Below are 21,036 nucleotides of genomic sequence, written 5' to 3' on the forward strand. Positions count from 1 at the left end.
CTGGTCATTTGCGTTCATAAATTTGTCTGTTGTTTTATGAAAGCAAGTGTAGCCGTTCCGTGATTCCCGCAGATAGTTATCCCTGCAAATGTTGCGCTAATATGGCGTTTGCACATTTTCTGTTTACTACTTTCATTCAAATTATTTACAAAGTGGATGAAGCAAAAAGCAAGGAGGTTTCAGATGAAGTATTGGAGCAATTCAAAATGTTTGTGGGTGATTGCGATACTTTGAGAATGAGCAGAAATATTAGAATAATATTTTTCGATTATCTCAAATTCCAGCAAGGCAACCTTAACAATAATTTCGATGAAATACTTTTTGATGTGGAGCAAGCAATCGATTTCTTTGAATCAATTTCTGGTTCCAAATGAAATCTTGCCAATTTCTTTGTTGCTTTTATCCGCAGGAGTTATGCTGTATTTTCTTTGCCTGAGTTTGCCTGAATATGTTGATGTGCACAATCATTTTATTCAGTTCAGGATTTCTTTTGAGAGGGTTTAACTCCTGAAATTAAAAACCACTGAAAAGAATAACCAGGCAGTTGTTATGCTGCCTGGTTTTATTAATATCGGGAATGAAATGAAAATACGATCTCGTATTCTGCTTAAACTGTATTTATTCATTACTGCATAGCTCCACCATTTGTTCTGCCCCTGTAGTTATCCAGGTCTTTTCATCCATCCTCATAAATTCACTTAACCAGAATGGTATCCTGTCTGTTGGAAGGTGTTCCTTTGCCTCATTAATCGCTTCTAAGGGTGTATCGAAGTTCCCGTTCTTCAGCATCTCCTTCAGGTCAGGATAATAACTGTAGGAATAGCCATATCCTGTTTCCTTATAGTTGATGTTCTTCCAGATAATAAATCGTTGTTCAGGGTTTTCTTTATTGATAAAAACATGAAGTGTAGCATTGGTGGGAAATACAAGGACATGATAGTTGTTGCAGAATTTTCCCATATCAAATTCCCTGACAGATTTCTCTGATGGTTTACAGCTGCTCAAAAATATTGTTGCTAATGTTATTAAGGCAAATAGTTGTCTTTTCATTTTATTGTTTTTCAAGTTTAGTGAATGTATATGTGTTGTAAAGTTCTTTTCCCTGGAACTGGTAGGCCTCTCCCATATTAAAAGCATATGCGTCTGCTGCATTGGTGGCTGCTTTTATAGCATCATTAAGCGATCCGTAGGTCCTTGTCAGGTCGTAACCACCATAGCTTTCCCTGTCACCGATATGGTATCCTTTTTTAACCTGTAGCGTCGGAGCATTTCCCATGTCAATTGTCCCGTTGACATGGATATTGATAATCCTGTAGTAGACTGTTTTCTCTTTGTTTACCACAACATAGATGTCAGGCTTAGGGTCTGCCTGCAGGTAGCCTGCATTTGGGTCAAGGTATATTTCATAATTGCTGTTCTTACATGCAGAGACTATTGTCATTACTGCAAGGGATAATAGTGCGATTGTTTTTCTCATTGGATAAGTCTTGTTTTATTTTGTGCCGATCATTGCGTTAGGGAAATTATCCTGGCTGATTGCTTTCTCACCGAATTTTTCACCAAGTTTCCAGGTGCCTGACTCTTCGTCGTAGTATTTATGGTAAAACTCAATTCTGGATATTCTTGCAGCAAGGACATTCGACATGTACCTGCTGTTTGGCTCATAACAGTAGGGGAGCATTTTAAAGTACACAACGTAGGCCATGTAATCACTTGCCTTGCGCTCACCAGTACCTTTTACCAACGCCTCAGCCTTTTCTGCATTCATTGGTAGGTACACCTTATTGATTGGTATCCCGTTTAAAAAGGTCAGGAAGAAGCTGCCCCATCTTCCTCCCACATCCATATTGCCAGCAAGGAAGATTTCAAGTTGTTCTTTCTCAAAATAGTACTGACCTATACTGCTCAGGGGAAGGATAAATGCATACTCCTTATTGTAATCAAGTGATTTCATTCCCCGTCTGATCTCCCGCTTTGCTGAATCCATCATCCGTTTGGCATCAAACTGGTCAAGCTGGCCAAAGCTCGCACCGGTTTCAAAATTCCTTCTCCTGTCACCCGGTGGATACTTGCTGAGATCCTTTGTCTTATTGATATAGATCTCCATGGCCGATGATTCCTGGTCCAGGTCAAGCTTGTGTTGCTTTCCTGTGAAATTGTTTTTCTGTGTGGCATTGAAGTAATAATAATACAGCTCCTGTTCGGTCATGAGGGTTGCATGTTGCTGAGCATTTGTTTGTATAGAGCAAGATGCAAGAAGCGCAAGCAGTAGATGCCTGCATTTAAATTGTTTTTTAAAGGTCATTTTTTATGATTTGGCGCTAAAATAGCCAAACCGGACGAAATAGCGCAATTCTGCGTTAATTTAAATGGATACTTATTTATCCCTTTGACCTGTGGTAAGAAAACCCAAATACAGGGACGAAGAAGGCATCAAAGCTTTCGGACAAAGGTTGCGTGAGATACGCCTTGAGAAAGGGGTTTCGCAGGAATCACTTGCCTACTCCACAGACCTTCACTTATCCCAGATCGGAAGAATAGAACGAGGTGAAATCAGTACCAGCATCAGCTTCGTTTATCTTTTTGCAAAAACTCTTGGTGTTGAGCCAAAAGATTTCTTTAAATAACTTATTTTCAATAAAAGGCCAGAACGGTTTGACTTATGAGAGGTCAAAGATTATTTAAGTTCACCTTGAGAAAGGATTTCCGTTGAAGTTGCTTATACAATCTATATTTCGCCTTGTTTAGTCATGAAACATAGTTGTGTAAACGCTAGGTATGCAGAGTGTAAATGTTGCACAGCATTTGGATGTGTAAATAAATAATACAGGCATAATTACACCCCTAAGTTTGGATGGCATTTGAATAAGGCTTGGGTACAGGAGTAGTAGTGGTTAATAGTGTGAAATTGTTGCAACTTTAACTACGATTACCCCTACAAGTACCTATAATGGCACTGACAAGTGGTATCAAATCAGTACAGCAGATTTAGCAAGTGGTACGAGCTAACAGGCAAGGGTTTTCTTTCACTACATCTGAGGCATACCTTGTATATGTGCGCACTAAATGCAAGAAAACAAACTCACAATGTAAAGCCTTATTTGACCGTTTGGTGGCCCAAGGGAAGAACAAAAAACTAGCCCTCATAGCCGTGTGCAACAAACTACTCAAACAGGTTTTTGCAGTAGTAAAATCCGGTATCCCTTGTGAAAAAAATTCTTGACTAAAAACTGCTTGATTTGCTTGGTTTTTTACAAAGTTCTTGTTATAAACTGGCCTTCTGTCTGCTGTTGGTTTTTGCTGTAATTGTCTTACTACTTTTGTGATGCATGCGCGATTGCAGGTTTTAAAATTTTAGGCGGTAAGGAAATCTTAAAAAATAATTTTTCTTAGGTGGGAGAGATGGAAGCTCTTTTGCAATTTTTGGTCTGTGCGTTGGCTTGTGCGAATTGCAAATGTGCTAACACCTGTGTGATGGCTTAACTGTCTTACATATAAATCACCTTTACACTAATTGACTTGTTTTCTTTTAACTCAAAACTTGCTTTTGAAAAGTTAGGTCTGTTTGTCAAACCAATTGATTGAAAATTTGAGAACCCAATACCTTCTATCGGTAAAATAAATCCTTTGTCTATTTTACCATTTTTGTTTTCATCGTGTAAAATGTTAACTGCATATTTTCCTGATGGAATATTTTTAAAAGTAATCGTAGAAGAGCCGTTTATAATTTCTCCTTTCAAAATTTTGTAATAATTCTCATAATCTTCATCGGGAATTGAGCCGTCTTTGTCATACAGTGCAAATTGAACTATTCCCTCTGCATTCCGCAAATTCTTTACCTCTATGGTTAAGGAATAAGTACCTGCATTGGGATTGGCAAATGAATAAAGTGTTAGTGATAACGCCAATGCAATTAGTGTTATGATTATTATTTTCATTTCAATTGTTTTTTACGATTTATTTTTTCTTTCGCTGTGTCAACTAAATAATAGATCATAGGCACTAAAAACACAGTCAAAATTAAAGATGATAAAAGTCCGCCAATGATTACCCAAGCAAGTCCGTTTTTCCATTCTGCTGCTGTTCCTGTTGCCATTGCAATGGGAAGCATACCTACAACCATTGAAAGAGTTGTCATTAGGATTGGTCGCATACGACCTTTTCCTGCAATGATTAAGGCTTCTTTAAAATGTTTGCCTTCTGCTTTTAATTGATTGGTAAAATCGACAATTAGAATTGCATTTTTTACCACTAACCCCATTAGCATTATTAAACCCAGTAAGGCGAACAAACTTAAATTACTTAGAGACAAATTCAATGCGAAAAATGCCCCAATGGCTGCAACGGGAATAGAAAATAAAACTACAAATGGATAAACAAAACTGTCATACAATGCTACCATAATCAAGTAAATCAGCAAAAACGAAATCAGCAGTACTGAACCTAATGCTCCAAAACTATCATCTTGTCTTTTGATATCGCTACCCCAAGTCATTTGTATTCCGTTTGGCAGAGGATTTTCTTTTATATTCGCCACTACATCATCTGCAACAGTTCCCGAGGGTCTGCCTAATGCATCTGCTGTTAAGGTAACTGCTGGTTGTCGGTCTTTCCTTTCTAGCAAGGACGGAGAATTATCTTGCTCCACGCTTGAAAATTGTGAAACATAAACTGGTATTCCCATTGGGTTTATGATAGAAAGTTGTTGAACATCTTCAAAATTTTGTCGGCTAAATTCATCTAACCAAATTCGCACTGGATATTCCGTACCGTTTTCGGTTAGGGTTGCATCATCATTTCCTGTAAAGGCTGTTCTTAGATTCAATCCAACATAAGCGGTTGTTAAGCCTAACCGTTGCATTTTATCTTTGTCGGGAAGTATTTTGTATTCTGGGCTACCTGCTTCAACAGATAAGCGAACATTATCTGCACCGGGAATTTTTTCTATTACCGTTTTCAATTCATCACCTGTTTTCATCACCAAATCCAAATTGCTACCGCTTAACGTAATTTCAATAGGCGCTGAACGTGGAATTAAACCCAATGCTGCCATTGAATAATTGATACTCGGAAATTTTGACTTTAGTTCTTCCCGAAGATTTTTCATAAATGTCTCGGTAGGCAAATTATGCAGTTCCTTTTTGGATTTTAATTGAATCGTAAACTCAGTTTTATTTGCTGAACCTACTCCCAAACTTCCAATGCCTGTGCTTGGGCCTCCAATATTGCTGAATACTGTTGCCACTTCGGGTTGTTGAATAATGTATGTTTCAATTTTTTCAGCAATTAAGTTGTTCTGTTGTATAGATGTGGATTTATCAAACTCTAAAGCCATTCTAAATTTGCCTTGGTCACCTGTTGATATTAATTCTTTACCAATAATTCCTTGTTTCATAATTCCTAAAGTCATCACGAAAAGTAAAAGAACGATTCCTGTAAAAATAAGTTTGTGGCTTAAAACCCATTCTAATTGTCTGCCATACCAATTTGTGAAATTTTCTAATTGATGCTCAAACCAAAGCAAGAAACGATTGAAAAAATTAGTCGGTTGTAAATCTTCTTTCTTACCAATACGTGAAGCCAACCAAGGAGTAAGCGTAAACCCAACTAATAAACTTGTAAGAGTAGATGTTACTACAACAACTGAAAATTGTTTAAGCATATCAGCAACAAATACTTGAAGAAAAAGAATTGGTAAAAATACAACTACGTCAACTAATGTAATTGACAAGGCGGCAAAACCAATTTCCATACGACCATCCAATGCAGCAGTTCGTTTTTCTTTTCCTCTGTCTAAATGTTTTTGAATATTTTCTAATACTACCACCGCATCATCCACCAAAACACCTATAATTAAAGACATAGCAAGCAAGGTCATTAGGTTTAATGTGTAACCTAAAAGCCACATTACTGCAAACGCAGTAACTAAGGAAGTTGGAATCGCAACAATTACAATTAGCGAATTTCTAAAACTTCTAAGAAATAGTAGCATCACTAACGATACCAATAACACCGCTAAGATTAAATCAAAAATAACTGAGTTAACGGCTGCAATCGTGTTATCGGTGCTATCGTCTGCAATAATAAATTTTACATTGGTATTTGCATTTTGTTGTTCGATAGATTGAAATTTTTCTCGAACGGCTTTTGAAACATCAACGGCATTTGCATCACCTTGTTTTTTCAACATTAAACCAATACCGTTTTTACCGTTGTAGCGGCTGATGGAAGTCGTTTCTTTTATACCGTCAATAACATCTGCCACATCTTTTACATAAACAGGACTTCCTATAACTGGCAATGCCACCTGAACATTTTTAATATCCTCAATAAATCCGAATTTTCCAGTTAAACGAACTGAATTACTCTCTTTTTCGGTTTGCACCTTTCCAGCAGGTAAGTCTAAACCAGAGCGATTAATTGCTTCAACAACCTGAACCATTGAAATTTTATACAATTTCAGTTTGTCCTGATTTATTTTTACTTGTATTTCTCTTTCCTCTCCACCTAAAACAGTAATCTCCGCAACACCTTTTATTTGTTGAATTTGCGGAAGATAATCATCTTTCATTTTTTGATAAAACTCGGTGGCCGACATATCACTTGTTGCACTGATAGACATTATTGGCAAATCATTTGGAGAAATTTTACTTATTACAGGACTTAAAATATCCTGTGGTAAATCTTTGCGAATGTTGTCAATGTATCGTTGTGCGTCTTGCATTGCCTTATCCAAATCTGTCCCGTATTTCAGATTGGCTATGATGATAGAAGCATTTGGCAACGATTTTGTAACCAAGTAATCTACACCCTCCAAGTTGGATAAAGCATCTTCAATTTTTCGTGAAACGGATGTTTCAACTTCGTTTGGTTCGGCACCAGGGTAAACAGTTTTAATTACAACAACTGGCTGATTAAAGTCGGGCATTAACTCGTAACTCAAGTTTTTATACCCGATAAATCCTAATAATGTAAATACGCTGAAAAGCACTATTATCAGCGAAGGACGTTTGATTGATATTTCTGTAATATTCATTTTTCGCTGATTTTATTTAACAGTTACATTAGCACCATCAAAAAGATTGATGAAGCCATTCGTTACAATTACATCACCTTCATTTAATCCATTTGAAACAACTGCTTTGTTCTGGATCTTATTTGATATAGTGATGTTTTGCAAAAGGGCTTTGCCATTTTGCACGATGTAAGCTTGCAGTTGGTTTTCAGTGCCTTGTATGGCAGAAGACGGAATAATAATTCCCTTTCCAGACGTTTCGCTTTTGAGTAAAACTTTGCCAAACATCCCAGATTTTATTTTCAAGTCGGATGTGTTATTTACCATAAACTGAACAGGAAAACTACTGCCCATATTGGCTTTACTACCAATCATAGTAGTTTTTCCAGTCAATAGAATTTCAGAATATGCATCTGCTGAAAGAGTATAGCTTTGATTTAATTTGAACTGGCTTAAATCTTTTTCGGAAACATTTACTGTGAATTTTAGAGTAGTAATGTCCGATATTTGAAGCAATGGAACACCTGGTGCGGCAAAAGCTCCTTCTTCACTAAGCTTTGCAGTAACTACTCCGTTAAAAGGTGCTTTAATAGTGGTTTTGTTTATTTGCTCTAACAAAGTTGCTTTTTGAACTTTTGCAGATTTCAAACCTAACTCCGCCTTTTCTAATTGAACTCCTTGAATAGCATCTGCTTTAGCTAAAATTGTGTATCGATTCACATCAGCCTGCAAGCCTTCTATTTGCACTTCAATAGTTTGCAGTTGCAATTTCAGCAATGAATTGTCCAGCTTAATTAAAGTTTGACCTTTACTCACCACGCTTCCAGCATCAACTAAAACGGTGTTGATTTTCCCTTGTAATTCGGCACTAATTTTGGTTTCCTTGTTGGGTTCAAATGTGCCTGAATAAGAAAATTCTGCATTCACATTTTCAAGTTGCAATGTATCTACTTGAACATTTATAGCTTGTTCTTTATCGTAGGTATATACCTTTTTTTCGGTAGCTGCTTTGTTGCTTTTTAGCTTAAAGACAATAAGTGCAACGATTGCAATACCCGCAACAATTCCGATTATTCTTTTCCAATTTAAATTCATACTTATTCGTTTTAAATTCTTAATTCTTAGTTCTTAATTGACCTGTGTGTTTTTTAAGTTCTAAATCTGCTTTTAGGTAATCAATTACAGCAGATAGATAAGTTTGTTGTGCTTCACGCAAAGCATTGTCTGCGAGTAAAACATCTGTTAAACTTGCCGTTTCTTGTTTCTGTTGAAGAACGGTTTGCTCATAGATTGTTTGTGCCAATTGGATTTGTTCGGTTGTGGTTTCTACCGTTTTTTTAGCAACTTCTCTTTGTAGTTTGGCATTTTCAACTTGCATATTGTTTTGTTCGGTAAGTAATCCAAATTGAAGGTCATTGTTTCGGAGTTCAAGTGTTTTCTGATTTATTTTTCGAAGCGTAACCGTTCCGTTAAATAGCGGATAAGATAATTGAACACCTGCAAAACCAATTGGATAAAAATCAAGGAAAGAAGCAGGTTGTCCGTTATAGCCAAAGCCTGTTGTTCCATACATTCCAACCAGATTTAGCGAAGGCAAATACCTTGATTTATTGAGTGTGTTTATTTCACTCGATAATAAGCGGTTTTGAGTTTTTATGATACGAATATCTAAAGTTGATGCAGGAGTGTATTCTTTTGTGTTTTGATATTGAACGTTTGGTTCAATTTGCAAATTTTGTTCAATAGAAATGCCCATAGCAAATTTCAAAGCATTTAAAACTTGCTCGCATTTGCTTTTGATGGTTTCCTTTTGGGTGGTTAATTGTGATACTTGCAATTTCACCTTTCTTACATCTGTTCCTTTGGCAAGCAATTGTTCATTGAGCAATTGCATATTTTTAAGTAGCCGTTCAGCATTAATCAAGTTACTGTCGATAAAAGCCAGTTGATGGTGTAGAATTTGGGCGTTGTAATACAGATTGGATATTTCAAAATAGATTTGCTCTGCTGTTTTTTGGTATTGCAATTCGGTCAATTCCGAGGCTATCTTAGTAGTTTGAATGGCCCCATAAACTTGCGGATTATACAAGGGCATTGCAAGTTGCAAGTTAGCATTGATGTTGTGCGGAACACCAAACTGTGCTGCTCTAAACTCTCCTACGGGAGCAACAGGGTTTAAAGCATTCAGCGGCAATAGCTGATAGGGCAGGTTTGTGAAATATTTATAATCCGCATTGGCTGTTACTTTTGGAATTAAATTGGCTTTAGCTTCTTTTTCTCTTTGCTCACCAATAGCCATATTGTTTCTACTCATTTGCAGATTTTTATTATGAATCTGTGCCGTGTCGATACATTGTTGCAAAGTCCAAGTTTGTGCCTGAGCAGGTTGAAATCCTATTAAAAAGAATAGCAGTAACAATAACTGTTTGTGAATATTTACTAACTTCATTGATTAAATTTTTTTATTTCAACAAGACTAATTGAGATTCTACCGAAGCATACAGCCAATGTTTTACATTGGGAGTGATATTTACATAATCGCCTGATTCCAAATCAATTTCCTTTTCTGTTTCATCTTTGTAGGTTACAAATCCATTAACGCATAACAATAAAGCAGGAGTTTTGGTGATGTGTTCTTTAAGTGTGCCATTTTGTTGTAATTGAATAGCAGTTGCAGTTCCAAGTTCACCTTTAAACAGGCTTATTGCCGAGACTTCTTTGTCAAGACTGTGTAATTCTTTTAATTTTTTCATTGAAAATATTGATTAAATGTTTGAAAAGATGATAGGATATTTACAAATTGTTTTGAAGCTTCAGTTTCATCTTTGGCTTCTGAAAGTTCTTTTATTATATCAATGTAGGGCAATAGCCACTTGTGTAGTTCATCGTGTGCTTTACCTTTCATTGTGCAATTAGAAGTAAGTAAATCAATGTTTGACTGCAATTTTTGTCCTAATGATTTGTAGTCCTTTTGTTCTTGATTTTCGAAAGAAATAACATCGTTTTCCATATTTCTGATATGAACTAACATATTGGCATCAACTTTCCATTTTTCGCCATTGTTAAGTTCGATGGCTTCACTTTCATCATCGTGATGATGTTCAGTCTGTTTGGCAACTTCTGTTTGGTTAATTGATTTCTCTTTCGTGGAATTACCACAACTGTATAGCAATAAGCTACCTACGGCTAATGTTAAGATTAATTTATTCATTATGATTTTTATTTAATTGGTTATTGATAGTGAAAAATGCAATGATTGAAAATACAATTGTTACAGCAATTCTGAAATTCATTGCACCAATGGTTTTTGTTTCATAAATGCCACCTGAATTGGCGTAAATTTTAAGACCGATATAAGCTGCTATCAGTATGACTGTTGAAATCCCTAAAAGTGTCGAAGTCCATTTTTTGATTTTGATAAACCCATAAGCCGCGAATAGGTATAGAATGCTGCTTATGAAATTTGACCATACCACAAACAGAACATATTTGCCCTCTTTGGCTCTAATACCAAACAAATCAAAGATTACAGACGTGCTTAGAAATAAAGTAAGCAAGGCAAACACAGTTAAAACTGTAGCTATAATGTATGGAAGGTATTTTTTCATTTTGTTTTTATAAGTTCTAATACTGCTTGTATTAAATTTTCCCCGTTCCTACTAATGTCAAATTGAAAGTTAGCAACTCTCCATTTAAACATTTGAAGTCGAAAAGTCCCCATCACGATATGTATTAATTCATTAGATGTTATTGAATTTGTAAATACATTTTTTTGTTGTCCTTCCAAAATAATAGGCATCAAGTGTTTCATTTTTACAGCAATTATTTTCAGTATGGTTTCGTTGATTCGTTGGCTTTCTTCCATAAGTCCATCAGAGAAAACTGCCACTACAAAATGTGGATGTTTTTTAAAAAATGAAAATTGATTTTGAAACAGCGTTGTAAATTTTTCTTCAGGCGATTGTTCACTAAAAATTGCATTGGAATAGCGTTCATCCATACTTTGAGCAAGATATTCAAGTAAGGCAATAATGATTTCTTCCTTGCTTGAAAAGTGCCTGTAAATGGCACTTTCAGAAAAGTTCATTTCTTTAGCAAGGTTCTTAATTGTTAAACCACTTACGCCCGATGCGGTAAGTATTTTTCCTGCTGCTGCGATAATTTCAAGTTGTCTGTCCGAAATTGTGGTTGTCATTTGTTACTCAATTATAGTTTTCATTTTTAAAAAGGAAATTCCTAACCAAATCACAGAAGAAGTCATAGTTATTGCTCCGATTAATACCAAAGCAGGAGGCAAGCCAAAATACACTTCTGATAATATCCCTATTGGCATTAATAATCCTGTAAGTGCCAACCAAGAAATTGCCTTCACATTTTTGAGTTGTTTGCTATAGTGAAGGAGCAGATAACCAATTAGTATATTTAGAAAGGCGAATAAATTACCGTGAACGTGAGCTAATCTGCTTTCAAAGTGTTTTCCGATGCTGTATGAGTTTACCCACTCTTCTTTATCCGGAGCAAAGTCCCGAAGGTAAATAAGTAGAAAACCATAAGCCATAAAAAGCCCCATTGTCAGGAAGCCTATTGCAATGTTGTTTTTACCGCTCAACTTGTTTAAATTTTAAGTAAGTGAATATTCGCTCACAAAGGTAAGTCTATTTTATTTATATCTGCAAGATTTTTTTGAGAAAACTTTAAAGTATGACGAAAATCATCTTGGTGCGATGGTAATAGGCTCTTTTGAGGTTTGTCTGTGTGTCGGTATGTGTGAAGGATAAAACCCCAAATGTGCTAATGCAGCAGGCTAAAATTAGCTAGTGGCACAAATTTATTGACATCTCCTTGCTAGCGAAAGGTATATATACTGCTTTGTTCCAAAATGCTAATGGGGTAGAAATTGAAAACCTTATTATTGAATAAGTTGACTGCTATTATTTATCGAAACAAGATGCGCTCATTTAAGCATTAGTCTCATTAGTTTGCCCATTTAACTATGAAATAGTATCCTGCAAATAACTTTTGTCAACTTGTGTGTCAGGTGATGTTGTAATCACCCGTATCCAAACACAAACTGCTGCACGCACAGCTTGTGTAGTCCATCTAACTCATAATCAGAGGGTGTTCCCTTGCCGATTGGTAGGGTATTATACCCTTGAAGCCTATATAGATGATAAATGGTATTTTTTTTGATTTGAAATCTAAAACCAGATTTTAATAGGGTTCAGTATGGCAGAAAGAGCCTTAGAATGATTTTGCAAAACGAGGAACAATATGAACTATACGCTAAGACCAGACCAGAAGAAAAGACTAAGCTTTGCAGTGCAACAATATATCCAATTTGTTTTTCGTTCGCCCAATCAATTTTAGTAGGAGTGCAATCGAACATACACAATAACATTGATGTAATTCCTAGAATTATTAAGAGTAGTCCAATCACATTCATATTTAGTCATTTAAATATTATTTAATTATTAATCATTTTGAGGTTTTTATTCATTCCAAAATATAGAAATACGAATTATACCATTAGCATTATCTCCACTACTTATGTTTGGGTTTTGTTGCTGCCTAATTAAGCAAAGTCCTATACCATTACAAAATCATGGGAGAAAGTGTATTTTTTGTTTACAATAAAAAAACGGACTCCGTGAAGTGTCCGTTTTTTAGTTCAGAAATATTCGAAATCTACTTAATCTTATAACCAATATCCTTTGCGACTTTTAGAAAGGGCTGAAAATTCTCAAAGGTAAATTGGTTGCAAACAACTACAGATTTGTCTTTCAATTTTATTATCTGATCAGACTTCGTGAAATAGCGGTTTCCTTTTCCTCCAATCTCTTTAGCCATTTCAACATCCTGAAAAATTCCGAAACGTTTTAGAAGTGTATCGGGGAACACCTCTTTTAATTTTTTAAAAGTCATTGGTGAATTGTCTTCAACATATTTTGCAACTACTGCACGGACAAGTGGACCTTTGCCATACTCCTGATTATTGAATTTGTATTTAGAATTATCCCTGCCATTTGATTTTACAATTGATTCTTCACTTTCAACTTCCCCAACTTTCTTTTCAATTTCAGATTCTTGTTCAAGGATTTCTTCTTGATGAGATTCAACTATTGAGAATACCATTTCAGGACCTTCACCTTCGGAAATAATCAATTCTTCTTTCTGAAGTTTTTTGATCGCATTGAAAAGCACAAGCCCGTTGATTCCTGTTGCCTCGCTGATTGCAGCTTTACTTGAGTTCGGATTGTTTGTCAAGAACTCCATTAATTTTTCATTCACTGTTTGCATAAAAATTTGTTTTTAGATTTTATACAGCGAGTGTAGAGCGATTCTGCGGAACCGGGAAATATTCTCAGGGAAAATAGAAGAGTTTAGCGTTTCTCTTGGGATATTTAAACGTCATGTCAATATTGACATGATAACTTAAAGGTTATTATAGACCCTAATTAATTGGGATGATAAATATAGAACCATCATAATCTTCCGGGTTTGAACAAATGTATTCCTCCTCACCTGGTTTATTATAATAGGTAATTAGTTGGCCGCTACTTTGCTTTTTTACAAAATGTATTTGACGCAATTGCCAATCGCCATTATTGTATTCTAGTTTATACCATTTTCGGTCCATGTAAACCTCTCCATGTATTAACGTTCCGGTTATGGGGAACATAAAAAGATTGAGGTAATCCTTAAATATATACTTCGATTCATGCAGGAATTGAAGGATGTCCTCATGATGGCTGACCTTACTAATTTCATCTACGTTTGGACGGAAACTGTCCAAACATTTAAAACGTTCGTGGATTTTTTTCATAAATGCAGCAATCGTATTTTCTTCAAGGTCAAATTTCCTTGCCAACAATGCTAAACCAGGCTTTTTTGTCCGTAAATATTTTTTAAGCCTTCTGTCCATTGAGTTTTCATGACCTTCCAATATCAATTGCAGTTTATGTCGTGCGGTATTCGCCCTGCTCAAAAATTCTTTGTAGGAAATTCCATTTTTCGTTTCATCATAAGTAGGCAACATTCTGGGAATGGGTGTAAACCGTGTATCATTTTGGAATGAATCTGATGTTGGATGTTTTTCCTTATACGATTCTATATTCTTTCCGATTTCAGATGACCAGCGTTCCATATAAGAATCTAGGTTATTGATCTTGCTTTTGATAACCTCAATTCTTTTGTTTTTCCTAGTTACAAATTCTAATGCTGTAAGGCGTTGTTCAAACTGGTCTTTTTCGTCCTTGTAGGCAAGACTACCTGCTATGAACCAAGCTTCCTCTTCATTCATAGCGCACTTCTTTACCAAGTATTCAAAAAGATTGCAAGCCTTCTCTAAGGGTATCTTGGAATTATCAAAAACCGTATATCGTTTTAGTGATTCTTCCGTATCACATTTCCTGCATTTTCTTCCACCTTCAGTTTTAGTACCCGCCTTATATAAATTATGACCACATTTCATGCAAGCAAAACCATCTTTCCATTTTATGTCTGCCAAATTTTTTATTAAAGCTTCATTCGTAGTAGTTATCATAGGGTGGTCTGGCCAATTTCTCATGCAAAACTAAGTATTTCAGTGCTTCTTTTCAATTGGCTATTAGCAGAATAGCAAGTCAGGGGGAATGTCCTAAGCGGTACCTATTGCATCCACCTAACCTTGCAATTGAAATAGGGGGAAAGTAAAATGAAAAAATCACTCAGCGGAATATCCTAAGTCACTTTTATGCTCCCAAATGATATTGCATGTATATAAACAAAAAATTGAAAACAAAAATCACTCGGGGGGAAGTTCTAAGTGACTATTTACCACCGCTTCTATTATTGCATTTATAAACGGAAAAGTCATTATTAATAAACAATAATTCACTCAGGGGAAAGTACTAAGTCACTTTTTATCACCCCCGCTAAATTTGAAAAACAAAAGAAAAACTATGGCAAATATTAAATTCCTTTCAGGCTACGTTTCAAAATTTGAGGCTCAAAAAATCAAAAGCTACCAACTCGCAAATTTCAAAAAACAAGGTCGCAAGGATTTGAAAATTATAATTGAAAAGGCTTCAGATTTTAAAATTCAGGGGCAAAAAATAACCGGTGACTATATAGTAGTGGCGTATTTGAAATCGGAATTCAAAATTGAGCCGAAAGTTATCATTGAAACCATTGTAAAGGTTATTAAAAAAGCAAAAACAATTAAAATAAAAGTGCCTCAACCTTCATTCATCCCGGTGAAACGCTTTATTAACACAACTGTCGCAACCCTAAAGCAAAAATGGGTTTGGAAATTTATTAAATCACCTTTAAAACTAGCCTCATGAAAATAAGTACACATCAAATTATCAAAAAGCGCCTCCAAAAAATTAAAGGAGTAATGAATCATCAGCTTTCAATTATGCTGATTGCACATTCTAAAAGCAAATGGAATTAAATATTCCAGAGTAAAATTAGAAAAACAAATTAATAATAATCAATAAATGACGGTGTCAAACCGCCATATCAGGATACCCATTTTCAAAAACTCAAAAAAACAACAACTATGATAAATACAAACGCAACAATGGTAAGTAAAAATGTAAAAGGATTGAAACAACATCCATTGCTTAAAAAATTTGGTATTGGCTCTTTAAGTCAATTTGAAATTGACTTGTATAGTAAGTATGGTATTCCAGCTGAATTGATCATTGTAAATAGCAATGATGAGGTTATCAGCAACTGGGAATATGTTGAAGCGGCAGCCACAAAAGAAATAAAGGTATTTGTCCTTGATGTTTCAGACGATGACTTGTTGCTGGTTCTTGCAACAAAAAATATCCGCAAGAAACTCAAACCAAGTGGCAGAATACAACTGATTATAAGCCTTAAAAATTACCTAACCGAAACTGATAATGGGAAAGAACTAAGTATAAGCTTAGGCGGTGCTTCGGCAAGGGACAATATCGCAACAATATTGAATTGCGGCCCTTCAACCATACAAACAGATTTGACCATTTATCAATACGCTTTTGATATGATCAGCGAACTGGACGAGGAGAAATGCAAGATGTATGAAGCTCATGAGGTTGCAAAGGCCAATATGGAGAAACTGAACAAAAAGGAGGCGGATGCAGGTGTTGGCTCAAATTCAATTCCACAACAAGATGCGAAAAGCGAGGAAGCAGAAATTCCAAATAATATGCCAAGTGTTTTGAAGAATGCTGCACCTGAACCAGTAGAAATATCCATTGCTGATAAAAGCGATGATACCGAATCTGAAGATATAGATGGTACACCAACCCATACCTTATTGCCGGATGAAACAAGCAAATTGTTCAAAACAGATCTTCCTAACGAGTTTCCATTAACAGCACAATTGGCTGGTTCAAAAAAGTTTGTTCCATGCCAACCAATTGTTGGTATTACAGTCAGATATGCTGACGGCAGAGAGTATATAAAGGAGTTCGACGAATCTTATGTTATGGAATCAAAGAAAGCACCAGACGATAATGCTGCCGAATTCCACCAGATTTATAACCCATCAAACCAGGCATTTATTCAAATCAATCTTCAAAACATTTCTAACCTCTAATTCAATTTAAAAACAAAAACGACTATGAAAAAACAATACTTATCCTTTGGTTTATTTTCCAATTTACGCGGACTTGAAATCGGAGCTGAGCGCGCCGGTTTTCACAATATCTTCTCTACAGATATTGAACAAAAATCTGCTGACGCATTTCCTCTGTTAAGCAGTAATAGAGATGAGGTTTTTCTGAAGTCGAATGTGAAGGATCTCAGCTATCCAGTGATATTGAAAGCATTGGCTTCTAAAAATCAGACATTAAAAGTAGGGGAAATTGATTTACTTGTCGGTGGGCCTCCATGTTTTTACATCACCCTCCTGAATACAAATCATAGGAGCGTCTTCCATTGGATGAACATGTTGATGTTCGACATGATACGCCTGGTTGATGAACTGCAGCCTAAAGTTGTGGTAATGGAACAGGTCCCGGCTGTTTTAAGTAAAGGAATCGCTCCATTCTACAATCTCCTGAAGATGTATATGGACAGCTTAAATTATAACTGGGACGTGAAGGTTTTGAATGCAGCAAATTATGGTTGCTATCAATCCAGAAAAAGGGCAATTTTTATGATGGTCAGGAAAGACCTCAAAACGCTCCCCTCATTTCCCAAACCTGGTGAGATAAACCTTTCAAAACAATCGGCATATGCTGTTTCAGGAGTTGAAATGTTCAGGGATAAAAGCCATATTAAGAAAGACCAAACCAAGGTAAAGTTCAGAAGCGGTAAAGCTGCTCCCATTGGAACGATGACCAGCCAGGCACTGCACATTTATCGCGGTGGGAAATGGGATATCATGGGAATAGAGGAAAGAAAAAAGTTCGCTCACATGGATTTTGTTGATCTGAGTCCTGTATTGCCAGTAACAGACTACAAGGATATGTTAGGGAATATGGTACTACCGCCTTTTGCTGAAGCTTTAGCAAAACATGTGCTTGAAGAAATACTCAAGAAATCAGAAATAGTAGCAAACCAAGAAGCAGCATAAATCATGTCAATATTGACATGAACAATTTTTAAAACTAAACTCAAAAATTAAAATCTATGAAATTAGAAATTTTAAATGTTCAGCCAAATTCTGACCCCAAAAAAGAATTTATCGCAATAGTTGCCTTAGCTGATACTAACACAAATGAATATTGTCTACTTGTAAAAATTAGAAGCAAACCTATATTTGAAATTGTACCAATACCAGTATTAGAACTAAAAAAAGACCATGCGGTCTTTATTTTTACAGGGAAAGGAAAAAATAAATACAACAAGGACAAATCCAAGGTTTTCTTCTTTAACCAATCTGATAAAGCATACTGGATAAATGCAACTTTTGAATCAGTATGTCTTTTTGAAATTTCGAAAGCAAAAAAAATCAAACTTTAGCCGCGGGAAATTAAGTGTGCTTGAAGAAGTTGCATTCCAATATCGTAAATCTCAACATCATTTTTTTCACAGACCTCGAAGCATTGATTCATCACTTCATTGAGATAAATGGCTTCGTCGTTTGTGAAGGTTGGCGCTCCATTTTCAATGTTTACATAATCTTCGAAAGAATCATCAGGATGAAATGCCAACTCATATTTGGTATGAAGTATTTCAAAAAATGCTTTGACATCTTCTACTGTTTCAATTCTGAATTTTTCCATTGACAATTATTTCAACAAGGATGCAGCTTTCCTGCGAAAATTGGTGCAAGAGAAATGCTAATTAATCTCCTAATTGTTCAAAATTAATTCTCCTGATTTCCTCAGGAATTACCTAACATCTTCGCTTAATAAAAAACAACTAAAACTAAAAAGTTATGTCACACCCATTTTATCAGACTTCAGAAGAAGCAAAAAAGACAATCGACGAGAATGAAGGAAAATCTTTCATTTACGAGGAAACGACCTATACAATTATCGAATTCGAGTTATTAGATATGAGTTCAGAATCTTCTAAACAATGCTTTAATGATCCTGAAAATTATCCGACTGCCGTTGATGAGCAAAAATATATCCTCATCTGTCAAGCTCATTATACAAATACAGAAGATGAAGATGAACCGTTTCAGATTATGGATCCATTTATCTTTTTGGAAATCGCAAATAACATTTTATTGTAAAATCCAATCGACAGTAATAATGAAATACAAATACCTCATTGAAGACAGACATGCAAACAACGGAGTTTTGGAGTATCAAATTCCTGACGATTCTTAGAATTAATGCTAATAATCAGGAAATCTAAAAAGGAAAGAAACAAGCATCAAAAAAATAATTTCAAACAATAAATATCAATCTTAAATCAAAAAATAAATGGGAAAATTTGGAGTTTACTTAAAAGAAAATGATTTCAGTTACGATGGAGACCTTATCTCTGACTTGAAACAAAAAGCAGATTTTAATCGAAACGTTATGCGTTTGTTTATCTCAATATCGATTTGGCTCAGCGATGAAATTTCTGAAGGCCAGATTTTGCTTGAGAAAATCAAACACGAAAATGCAAGGCTTGAAGAGACCGAAGCAATGAAATTTATTATAAAAGCCGGACAGTATTTCGCCAACTTTACAAATGACCCTACTCCTGAGCACGATGGTGTAGGTAGAGTATGGATCAATGGAAGTCGTGGTATCACTTCAACAATCACGCTTAAGAGGGATGGCCTGTTCTATGCATGGTGTGAAAAAGAGAAAAAGCAAAAGGAGCTCACTGAAGATCTGTTCCTTGAAATATTAAATCTGTACATTTAAGATTCGTTTTGATTTTATTTATAGTAATCCTATGCAAGGCTCGCATGTCAATATTGACATAACGTTTGATAAGAAATGATCATTCGCTTTTGGGAATAATTCCATCAATGTAGATTTGGTTATACAATTTATTAATCCAAGCTATTTAAAAATGTATAAACAATTCAATAATGAAGTAAGAGGCCATTATTGAAAGAAAAAAATTGTTCATTGCGGACATATCCCCGGTCGAATCCTCTTAATCACCGGGGATTTTTTACACTATGCCACGAAAGAAAACCTTTAAAACACTCACGTATTATATGCCTCAAGGTTATGACAAGATCATCGATAAAATAATTGCAACAGAACATTTATCAGAAAGAGATCAAAGCATTTCATGGAAGCTTAAATATTGTTCTATCATTGACTACATAGTGGGTACACATCTCAATTTGAAGTCTGATGATTTTGTAAACATCAATCAGAAAATGATGAAGAAGGTTCTTGGAAGTAACAACGTATCGCAATTGCTTTTAAACCTATCAAATTCTAATCTTATTTCCTCCGACAAGAAAATGTCAATCGCAGAATTTCGGATTGAAAATAGGAAGAAGATTTACACCAAAGAAGGTAAGAGTTTTGGTTTTAAAATCCCTGACTATAACAATAAAGTCATCGAGCCAGTAACACTTGAAATAGCGGATAAAAGCATTTCCAGAATAAATAAGAACAAAGAAAAAGTGATAAATCAGGACAAAGAACTTAAGCTATACCAGGAGGCTCTGAACTGCATCACGATTGACACTTCGAAGTTGCCTGAAATCATTGAAGAAATCATCCGGAACCGAAAAGGCCGTCAAAAAACTGAAAAGGAGTACAAAGAATATATCTCTAAGTACAATTCCCTAAACAACTATTATAATATTACCACTACTATACCTATTGGCGCTAAAATAGTACCTGATAATTTGGCTTCAGACACAGTAATTTCAGAGACCTTCGTGGAATCTGAAGACAAGATAATTGCAAGAGTGATGAGATCAGTTGGCATTATCAATTCAGGAGAAATGTATGCAACAAGACCCGTGAAGAATTCCCGTGTCTATTGTGAACTGACAAACCTGAACAGGGAATTAAGGAAAGCTGTATTGATTGACGGCAAAAATATTATTGGCCTTGACATCCGAAATTCTCAACCGTTGATTGCATCGTACTTGTTCAAGAAATTTTATACCGATGACAACTTGCCAATCCCTGATGATGTCATCCAATATCAGCGAGATTGTGAACAAGGGGTGTTTTATGATGACTTCATGAAAGCGATGAACCTTCCGAAAGAGTTCAGGTCAGAATTTAAAAAAGACTTCTTTCAGAGAGTTTTCTTTGACAAAGTATACCACACAACAAACCAGTTGCTGGATTTGTTTATTGAAAAATATCCAAGTGTATGGAATGTGATTAAAGAAGAAAAGGGTGGACACGCATTGAGCAAAGACTATAAAAAGTTTGCACATCGCCTTCAGGAAGTTGAAGCTCTGATTATGTTCGATACAGTGAATGTTGCATTGCTACATCAAGGCATTAAATGCTATAATAATTACGATAGTATTCACGTAAATAATATGGAAGATTACGAAATGGCAAAAAAGGTAATTATCGATGCTTTCAATGTTGTTGGATTAAATCCAACAATCAATCCTGAATATTATTCCCTTAAAATTAAGTCTGAAGAATCAGAAAATCTTTAAA

At 35.5% G+C, this 21,036-nt stretch carries 24 protein-coding genes and 1 pseudogene; 10 read left to right on the forward strand and 15 right to left on the reverse strand.

What is annotated here, in order from left to right; genetic code table 11:
• Positions 1 to 101: 101 nt before the first annotated feature.
• Complete coding sequence (locus B3C16_RS01555) at positions 102 to 374, forward strand: hypothetical protein (protein ID WP_291128009.1); 273 nt, start codon at positions 102 to 104, stop codon at positions 372 to 374.
• 244 nt (positions 375 to 618) lie between these two features.
• On the opposite strand, the gene B3C16_RS01560 is transcribed toward B3C16_RS01555, so the two are convergent.
• From B3C16_RS01560 to B3C16_RS01570, 3 genes are read right to left on the reverse strand one after another with little or no spacing between them, the layout of a single operon-like run.
• Positions 619 to 1,050 carry a hypothetical protein gene (locus tag B3C16_RS01560; protein ID WP_291128012.1) on the reverse strand — a complete coding sequence of 144 codons (432 nt, stop codon included), beginning with the start codon at positions 1,048 to 1,050 and terminating at the stop codon, positions 619 to 621.
• A 1-nt stretch (position 1,051) separates the two neighbouring features.
• Positions 1,052 to 1,477 (reverse strand): hypothetical protein, encoded by a 426-nt coding sequence (locus B3C16_RS01565; RefSeq protein ID WP_291128015.1) that lies wholly within the window; start codon positions 1,475 to 1,477, stop codon positions 1,052 to 1,054.
• A gap of 15 nt (positions 1,478 to 1,492) precedes the next feature.
• Positions 1,493 to 2,305: a hypothetical protein gene (locus B3C16_RS01570; RefSeq protein WP_291128018.1), complete on the reverse strand. Its 813-nt coding sequence runs from the start codon at positions 2,303 to 2,305 to the stop codon at positions 1,493 to 1,495.
• A 91-nt stretch (positions 2,306 to 2,396) separates the two neighbouring features.
• On the opposite strand from B3C16_RS01570, the gene B3C16_RS01575 reads away from it, so the two are divergent.
• Together B3C16_RS01575 and B3C16_RS16510 are read left to right on the forward strand one after the other, a co-directional pair.
• Positions 2,397 to 2,627: a helix-turn-helix domain-containing protein gene (locus tag B3C16_RS01575; RefSeq protein WP_291128021.1), complete on the forward strand. Its 231-nt coding sequence runs from the start codon at positions 2,397 to 2,399 to the stop codon at positions 2,625 to 2,627.
• Between the two features lie 408 nt (positions 2,628 to 3,035).
• Positions 3,036 to 3,223: pseudogene (locus B3C16_RS16510) on the forward strand (IS110 family transposase); the annotation flags it as partial.
• Positions 3,224 to 3,488: 265 nt separating this feature from the next.
• Here B3C16_RS16510 and B3C16_RS01580 read toward each other — a convergent pair.
• From B3C16_RS01580 to B3C16_RS01630, 11 genes are all read right to left on the reverse strand, one after another.
• The gene (locus tag B3C16_RS01580) at positions 3,489 to 3,938 is read right to left on the reverse strand and encodes a DUF2141 domain-containing protein (protein WP_291128024.1); all 450 of its coding nucleotides are present in this window, start codon (positions 3,936 to 3,938) and stop codon (positions 3,489 to 3,491) included.
• On the reverse strand, positions 3,935 to 7,036 hold the full coding sequence (locus tag B3C16_RS01585; protein WP_291128027.1) for an efflux RND transporter permease subunit: 3,102 nt from the start codon (positions 7,034 to 7,036) through the stop codon (positions 3,935 to 3,937). Before B3C16_RS01585 ends, B3C16_RS01580 begins: the two co-directional genes overlap by 4 nt.
• A 12-nt stretch (positions 7,037 to 7,048) precedes the next feature.
• Positions 7,049 to 8,110, reverse strand: coding sequence for an efflux RND transporter periplasmic adaptor subunit (locus B3C16_RS01590; RefSeq protein ID WP_291128030.1), 1,062 nt, complete (start codon positions 8,108 to 8,110; stop codon positions 7,049 to 7,051).
• 19 nt (positions 8,111 to 8,129) lie between these two features.
• On the reverse strand, positions 8,130 to 9,464 hold the full coding sequence (locus B3C16_RS01595; protein WP_291128033.1) for a TolC family protein: 1,335 nt from the start codon (positions 9,462 to 9,464) through the stop codon (positions 8,130 to 8,132).
• Between the two features lie 13 nt (positions 9,465 to 9,477).
• Positions 9,478 to 9,768 carry a cupin domain-containing protein gene (locus B3C16_RS01600; RefSeq protein WP_291128036.1) on the reverse strand — a complete coding sequence of 97 codons (291 nt, stop codon included), beginning with the start codon at positions 9,766 to 9,768 and terminating at the stop codon, positions 9,478 to 9,480.
• A complete protein-coding gene (locus B3C16_RS01605; protein WP_291128039.1) occupies positions 9,765 to 10,226 on the reverse strand; it encodes a hypothetical protein in 462 nt (153 codons plus the stop codon). The genes B3C16_RS01600 and B3C16_RS01605 overlap by 4 nt, the downstream gene beginning before the upstream one ends.
• Complete coding sequence (locus B3C16_RS01610) at positions 10,219 to 10,623, reverse strand: hypothetical protein (RefSeq protein WP_291128042.1); 405 nt, start codon at positions 10,621 to 10,623, stop codon at positions 10,219 to 10,221. The genes B3C16_RS01605 and B3C16_RS01610 overlap by 8 nt, the downstream gene beginning before the upstream one ends.
• Positions 10,620 to 11,210: a TetR/AcrR family transcriptional regulator gene (locus B3C16_RS01615; RefSeq protein ID WP_291128045.1), complete on the reverse strand. Its 591-nt coding sequence runs from the start codon at positions 11,208 to 11,210 to the stop codon at positions 10,620 to 10,622. The genes B3C16_RS01610 and B3C16_RS01615 overlap by 4 nt, the downstream gene beginning before the upstream one ends.
• Before the next feature lie 3 nt (positions 11,211 to 11,213).
• Positions 11,214 to 11,624 carry a hypothetical protein gene (locus B3C16_RS01620; protein ID WP_291128048.1) on the reverse strand — a complete coding sequence of 137 codons (411 nt, stop codon included), beginning with the start codon at positions 11,622 to 11,624 and terminating at the stop codon, positions 11,214 to 11,216.
• Between the two features lie 1,076 nt (positions 11,625 to 12,700).
• A complete protein-coding gene (locus tag B3C16_RS01625; protein ID WP_291128051.1) occupies positions 12,701 to 13,312 on the reverse strand; it encodes a hypothetical protein in 612 nt (203 codons plus the stop codon).
• A 154-nt stretch (positions 13,313 to 13,466) separates the two neighbouring features.
• Complete coding sequence (locus B3C16_RS01630) at positions 13,467 to 14,582, reverse strand: hypothetical protein (protein WP_291128054.1); 1,116 nt, start codon at positions 14,580 to 14,582, stop codon at positions 13,467 to 13,469.
• A gap of 373 nt (positions 14,583 to 14,955) precedes the next feature.
• Here B3C16_RS01630 and B3C16_RS01635 point away from each other — a divergent pair, with 373 nt between their 5' ends.
• The 4 genes from B3C16_RS01635 (at position 14,956) to B3C16_RS01650 (ending at position 17,956) form a co-directional block, all read left to right on the forward strand.
• A complete protein-coding gene (locus B3C16_RS01635; RefSeq protein WP_291128057.1) occupies positions 14,956 to 15,339 on the forward strand; it encodes a hypothetical protein in 384 nt (127 codons plus the stop codon).
• 218 nt (positions 15,340 to 15,557) lie between these two features.
• A complete protein-coding gene (locus B3C16_RS01640; RefSeq protein WP_291128060.1) occupies positions 15,558 to 16,586 on the forward strand; it encodes a hypothetical protein in 1,029 nt (342 codons plus the stop codon).
• A 24-nt stretch (positions 16,587 to 16,610) separates the two neighbouring features.
• On the forward strand, positions 16,611 to 17,567 hold the full coding sequence (locus B3C16_RS01645) for a DNA cytosine methyltransferase (protein ID WP_291128063.1): 957 nt from the start codon (positions 16,611 to 16,613) through the stop codon (positions 17,565 to 17,567).
• Between the two features lie 56 nt (positions 17,568 to 17,623).
• On the forward strand, positions 17,624 to 17,956 hold the full coding sequence (locus B3C16_RS01650; protein ID WP_291128066.1) for a hypothetical protein: 333 nt from the start codon (positions 17,624 to 17,626) through the stop codon (positions 17,954 to 17,956).
• On the opposite strand, the gene B3C16_RS01655 is transcribed toward B3C16_RS01650, so the two are convergent.
• Positions 17,953 to 18,219 (reverse strand): hypothetical protein, encoded by a 267-nt coding sequence (locus B3C16_RS01655; protein WP_291128068.1) that lies wholly within the window; start codon positions 18,217 to 18,219, stop codon positions 17,953 to 17,955. The two genes, B3C16_RS01650 and B3C16_RS01655, sit on opposite strands and share 4 nt — an antisense overlap.
• 155 nt (positions 18,220 to 18,374) lie before the next feature.
• Here B3C16_RS01655 and B3C16_RS01660 point away from each other — a divergent pair, with 155 nt between their 5' ends.
• From B3C16_RS01660 to B3C16_RS01670, 3 genes are all read left to right on the forward strand, one after another.
• Positions 18,375 to 18,677: a hypothetical protein gene (locus B3C16_RS01660; protein WP_291128071.1), complete on the forward strand. Its 303-nt coding sequence runs from the start codon at positions 18,375 to 18,377 to the stop codon at positions 18,675 to 18,677.
• 193 nt (positions 18,678 to 18,870) lie between these two features.
• Positions 18,871 to 19,305, forward strand: a complete 435-nt coding sequence (locus B3C16_RS01665; protein WP_291128074.1) for a hypothetical protein — start codon at positions 18,871 to 18,873, stop codon at positions 19,303 to 19,305.
• Positions 19,306 to 19,568: 263 nt separating this feature from the next.
• Entirely contained in the window at positions 19,569 to 21,035 is a 1,467-nt protein-coding gene (locus tag B3C16_RS01670) for a hypothetical protein (protein ID WP_291128076.1), read from the forward strand.
• Position 21,036: the final 1 nt, after the last annotated feature.

Origin of the sequence: Flavobacterium sp. UBA7682, assembly GCF_002482945.1 — a bacterium.
Classification (GTDB): Bacteria; Bacteroidota; Bacteroidia; order Flavobacteriales; family Flavobacteriaceae; genus Flavobacterium.

Bases quoted from the DNA above. Each gene is read 5' to 3' on its own strand.
- B3C16_RS01555 (WP_291128009.1), top strand. From the start codon at position 102: ATGGCGTTTGCACATTTTCTGTTTACTACTTTCATTCAAATTATTTAC.
- B3C16_RS01560 (WP_291128012.1), bottom strand. From the start codon at position 1,050: ATGAAAAGACAACTATTTGCCTTAATAACATTAGCAACAATATTTTTG.
- B3C16_RS01565 (WP_291128015.1), bottom strand. From the start codon at position 1,477: ATGAGAAAAACAATCGCACTATTATCCCTTGCAGTAATGACAATAGTC.
- B3C16_RS01570 (WP_291128018.1), bottom strand. From the start codon at position 2,305: ATGACCTTTAAAAAACAATTTAAATGCAGGCATCTACTGCTTGCGCTT.
- B3C16_RS01580 (WP_291128024.1), bottom strand. From the start codon at position 3,938: ATGAAAATAATAATCATAACACTAATTGCATTGGCGTTATCACTAACA.
- B3C16_RS01585 (WP_291128027.1), bottom strand. From the start codon at position 7,036: ATGAATATTACAGAAATATCAATCAAACGTCCTTCGCTGATAATAGTG.
- B3C16_RS01590 (WP_291128030.1), bottom strand. From the start codon at position 8,110: ATGAATTTAAATTGGAAAAGAATAATCGGAATTGTTGCGGGTATTGCA.
- B3C16_RS01595 (WP_291128033.1), bottom strand. From the start codon at position 9,464: ATGAAGTTAGTAAATATTCACAAACAGTTATTGTTACTGCTATTCTTT.
- B3C16_RS01600 (WP_291128036.1), bottom strand. From the start codon at position 9,768: ATGAAAAAATTAAAAGAATTACACAGTCTTGACAAAGAAGTCTCGGCA.
- B3C16_RS01605 (WP_291128039.1), bottom strand. From the start codon at position 10,226: ATGAATAAATTAATCTTAACATTAGCCGTAGGTAGCTTATTGCTATAC.
- B3C16_RS01610 (WP_291128042.1), bottom strand. From the start codon at position 10,623: ATGAAAAAATACCTTCCATACATTATAGCTACAGTTTTAACTGTGTTT.
- B3C16_RS01615 (WP_291128045.1), bottom strand. From the start codon at position 11,210: ATGACAACCACAATTTCGGACAGACAACTTGAAATTATCGCAGCAGCA.
- B3C16_RS01625 (WP_291128051.1), bottom strand. From the start codon at position 13,312: ATGCAAACAGTGAATGAAAAATTAATGGAGTTCTTGACAAACAATCCG.
- B3C16_RS01630 (WP_291128054.1), bottom strand. From the start codon at position 14,582: ATGAGAAATTGGCCAGACCACCCTATGATAACTACTACGAATGAAGCT.
- B3C16_RS01635 (WP_291128057.1), top strand. From the start codon at position 14,956: ATGGCAAATATTAAATTCCTTTCAGGCTACGTTTCAAAATTTGAGGCT.
- B3C16_RS01640 (WP_291128060.1), top strand. From the start codon at position 15,558: ATGATAAATACAAACGCAACAATGGTAAGTAAAAATGTAAAAGGATTG.
- B3C16_RS01645 (WP_291128063.1), top strand. From the start codon at position 16,611: ATGAAAAAACAATACTTATCCTTTGGTTTATTTTCCAATTTACGCGGA.
- B3C16_RS01650 (WP_291128066.1), top strand. From the start codon at position 17,624: ATGAAATTAGAAATTTTAAATGTTCAGCCAAATTCTGACCCCAAAAAA.
- B3C16_RS01655 (WP_291128068.1), bottom strand. From the start codon at position 18,219: ATGGAAAAATTCAGAATTGAAACAGTAGAAGATGTCAAAGCATTTTTT.
- B3C16_RS01660 (WP_291128071.1), top strand. From the start codon at position 18,375: ATGTCACACCCATTTTATCAGACTTCAGAAGAAGCAAAAAAGACAATC.
- B3C16_RS01665 (WP_291128074.1), top strand. From the start codon at position 18,871: ATGGGAAAATTTGGAGTTTACTTAAAAGAAAATGATTTCAGTTACGAT.
- B3C16_RS01670 (WP_291128076.1), top strand. From the start codon at position 19,569: ATGCCACGAAAGAAAACCTTTAAAACACTCACGTATTATATGCCTCAA.